4 protein-coding genes are annotated in these 3,331 nt (G+C 24.4%); 2 read left to right on the top strand and 2 right to left on the bottom strand.

All coding sequences use genetic code 11. The features are described from left to right. Positions 1-49: 49 nt before the first annotated feature. Entirely contained in the window at positions 50-580 is a 531-nt protein-coding gene (gene thpR / locus E6A48_RS01175; RefSeq protein ID WP_219708177.1) for an RNA 2',3'-cyclic phosphodiesterase, read from the bottom strand. Between the two features lie 16 nt (positions 581-596). Next, complete coding sequence (locus E6A48_RS01170) at positions 597-1,274, bottom strand: 8-oxoguanine DNA glycosylase (protein ID WP_219708176.1); 678 nt, start codon at positions 1,272-1,274, stop codon at positions 597-599. A gap of 131 nt (positions 1,275-1,405) precedes the next feature. On the opposite strand from E6A48_RS01170, the gene E6A48_RS01165 reads away from it, so the two are divergent. Both E6A48_RS01165 and E6A48_RS01160 read left to right on the top strand, forming a co-directional pair. Beyond that, positions 1,406-2,461 carry a metallophosphoesterase family protein gene (locus E6A48_RS01165; protein WP_219708175.1) on the top strand — a complete coding sequence of 352 codons (1,056 nt, stop codon included), beginning with the start codon at positions 1,406-1,408 and terminating at the stop codon, positions 2,459-2,461. Positions 2,462-2,480: 19 nt separating this feature from the next. Next, positions 2,481-3,331, top strand: an 851-nt coding sequence (locus E6A48_RS01160; protein ID WP_219708174.1) for an AAA family ATPase, incomplete at its 3' end; no start/stop codon positions are given.

Raw genomic sequence — 3,331 nt, 5'->3', positions numbered from 1 at the left:
GTGGGGGCAAAGCCACCACAAATAAAAAAATTAAAAATATTTAGTATATTCAAAACGTTACTGTGAATATTTCTCTATAATTAACAAAGTCGCTTTCATAAAGTGTGATAGAGTTCGCTAAAAAACGGCTCTTTTCAAAACTAATATTATTTACTATCTCTTTTAATTTATCATTGTCATAAACCTTTTTTACTCTTGCCAATGTGAGATGCGATTTAAAATCTTTTTTGTCATATTTTATATTAATATTATCCCTTAAATGTTTTACATATTCATCTAATTCTTTGCAATTTGCTTTTACAAACAAAACATTTATATCATTAAACTTATTTGTGAAATATGAGAGTTTTTCAAAGAATATATTAAAAGGCTTTATCACACTGCTTGTTTTTTCTAATGATGATTTTATTTTTTCTATATCGCTTTCTTTTATATTTTCAAAAAAAACTAATGTGATATGCATTTTATTTTTATTTACAAATTTCACTTCTGCTATATTATCATCTATCTTTTTTAATAAAAGGTTATGGTATTTACTTTTTATATTTTCATCAATATTTAATGCTAAGAATGCTCTCATAAATTAGTAAATAATATTATTTAAATATATCGTTAGTGGCATCATACCAAAATACGAAATCTAAATATTCCATTGGTATTTTTTCTTTTTTTGAGTACTCTACTAAATTCGATTCGCAGCTCATATAATTATTTTTAGTTAAGCTTGTTTTTGGAGTCATAGATTCTGGAAGTATATCTAATTTGCTCATTACTCTCATTATGTGCCTATCAAGTATAGCAATTTTTTGTCCAAATCCAATATTCCTTAAAAAATGGCTAGCCTCTTTAAGTCCATAGCCTTTAACTTCTTTTGCTAATTCATTTCTCAAACTCACAATAGAATCGTTTCTTATAGCATCATCAATTCTCTCTCTCAATATAAATTTCTCTTTTGGAAAATATAGCTTTCTTGCAAGAACTATATTTCTAGCTTTCATATTGTGAAAACGTACATGCTTTATTAATATATTAGCAATACTCTCTTCAGAACCCTTAAAAAGTAAATTATGATTATAAAGGTCTATTATAGCAGCAGCCCCACTTCTTGCTTTTGTTTGAGGTGTGCATATACAAAAGGCTAATTCTGCAAATAACCTTTTATCATTTTCTCTCTTATAAACTCTCTCGAAATATTCAAGTCTTCTTTTCATTCTCTCATGAAGTATTTTATCTTTGTATATACCCATTAGATGTTTAGCGTATTCTTTGTCCATTCTTTAAGCCTTTATTTAAAAAAATTATTTCATTTATAATACTACCATAATAATTAAATTTCAATTCTTGATTAATTAATATATATAATCTATAATACAAAAAATAATATACTTCAGAGAAAATAAAAATTATGCCAAAATTATTAATAGCTTCAGATTTGCATTTAAGTGTTTCAGAGAGAGAATATTCTTTTAATGTGCTTAGAGAAATAATAGAAATATCAAAAGATTATGATGCTTTAGTTTTACTTGGAGATACTTTTGATACATTTGAAGATTTGAAAGAGCTTAAAGAAGAGTTTATAAGTATAATAGAAGAAAATAAAATATATCTTCTTAAAGGCAATCATGAAAACTTAAAATCTAAAGGAATTACTTTAAGCCAATTAAATTTCCCTAGTAATATTACAGTATTAGAAGAGATAAGTGCTTTTAGTATAGATGATTTAGACATAGTTGCATTGCCTTATAATGATAAATACTCTGTAAATAATGAGTTTTTAGAGTTGGTTGATAGTCTTAAAAATGAAAAGAGAATTTTATTAGCACATGGTATAGTAGAGGGTACTTTATGGGCTATAGAAGAAAATGAGGCATCTGCTAGCATACCTATTGATATAATAAAAAAGTCTAATGTTGATTTAGCAATAGTAGGGCATATTCATAAACAGATGGATACAAGAATAGAAAATATTGAAATAGTTTATCCGGGCTCTTCAAGAGTTTGGAGAAGAAGCAAGGCAGAAATTGGAATTAGAAGATGTTTGGGTTTAGATATAAAAGATAACAAAATAAAAAAAGAGCATATTAATATAGAATCTGCTGGAGAATATAGAGTTTATGAATGTAATAGTTATGATATTGAAACAAAGATAGAGAGTTTATCTGTTAATTGGAAAAAAAATGATATTATAAGCATTAATATTTATGGTATTATAGAAGATGAAAATGAGCTTGAAAAAACTAAGAAGTCTATAATAAATAAATATTCAAAAAATGTAAGAGATATCAATTTGAAAAACAGTCAATTATATTTTTTGGAGAATGCTTATAACGAAAGAATAATTAAAGAGTTTTTAGATGTTGTAAATAGTTATGAGTTTGATATTAACAATAAAGATAATTTAGAAATATTAGAGCTTGCTAAACGATTAGGTATAGAGAAAATATATAATGCTTTACAATAAAAAATAATGGGTTTTGTTTATGCTTTTAAAACTAAATAATTTTGGAAAGTTTAAAAATAAAAGTTTTGAGATATCAGATTTTATTACTTTATTTTATGGGGCAAATGAATCTGGAAAGACTACTATATTTGATTCACTTATGTATTTATTTTCTGAGAATAAAAAGAGCTTAGGTTTTTCAAAGATGATAAAAAATAGATATGGAGATGAGATTGATGTAGAGAGTGTGCCAGCAATTGATGATAGTATTAAACTTCACCCAGATTCTTATAATAATTTGTATGCCATAAGACAAAGCGAAATAATATTTAATATGTCTGATAATAAAAAAGATTCAAAAGAGTGGGAGAGTGAAATAAAGAAAAAATTATTCTCTTCTGATATTGATATAGGAAAGATGATTTCAGAAATTAGGGCAGAATATAGCGGAAGGGCTCAGTCGTCTATTCCATATCAAATTAACTTAATGGAAAATAAAAAAAATAGTATAAAAGAAGAATTAAATATTTTGTATGATAAAATAAATAATGAAAGTTCTAAAAAAGAAAAGATAAAAGAATTAAATGATAAGCTTAATTTTAATGCCAATCTTATGAGAGAGAAAATTAAAGAGCATGATGAAATATTTAATACATTTGATTTAAAAAAGAAAGCACAATTAAAAAATTATAAATTGGATTTACTCTCTCTAATAAATAGTTTTTATAAAAAGAATAATTTTTTAAGTGAAAATAAAATACTTCAAAATGATTATTCTAATGAAATAAAATCTATTACAAATAATATTGATGAATTAAAAAATAAAGAGTTTTATTTAAATGGTAAAATAGAAAGTCTTAAAAAAAATATAGAAGAGAGAAAATCTATTGA

It is taken from the genome of Brachyspira pilosicoli (assembly GCF_019402445.1).
GTDB classification, from domain to species: Bacteria; Spirochaetota; Brachyspiria; order Brachyspirales; family Brachyspiraceae; genus Brachyspira; species Brachyspira pilosicoli_B.
The sequence above is the reverse complement of the archived record's forward strand: the minus strand, read 5'-3'. Positions and strand labels throughout refer to the sequence as shown.